Source organism: Citrobacter sp. W9, from assembly GCF_026719375.1.
Lineage (GTDB): Bacteria > Pseudomonadota > Gammaproteobacteria > Enterobacterales > Enterobacteriaceae > Citrobacter > Citrobacter werkmanii.
On sequence record NZ_JAPPTE010000102.1, the window covers coordinates 1 to 246 of the forward strand.

Annotated in this window: 1 pseudogene; it reads left to right on the forward strand. The window is 37.4% G+C overall.

The features are described 5' to 3' along the window. Nucleotides 1–23 precede the first annotated feature (23 nt). A pseudogene (locus OOJ59_RS28080) lies at nucleotides 24–137 on the forward strand (tRNA dihydrouridine(20/20a) synthase DusA); the annotation flags it as partial. Nucleotides 138–246: the final 109 nt, after the last annotated feature.

The window sequence follows — 246 nt, forward strand, 5'->3', positions numbered from 1 at the left end:
AAAATATACTTAAATGTCAAAAAATGCACGGTAATCTTAAAATGATAAAAACCAGCCAAACCAGCGCAATGCCTGAAAATACTGACAATCACTGGAATGGTCGGTTTAGTGTTGCTCCTATGCTCGATAGGACGGATAGTTTAGCAAATTAGCGGGTTTTAATGTATCATGGGGTTCTATTGGGAACCTGATGACCTGATTTACAGTCTATTCATTTCTATTCATACCGCATCATTTGTATCCGTA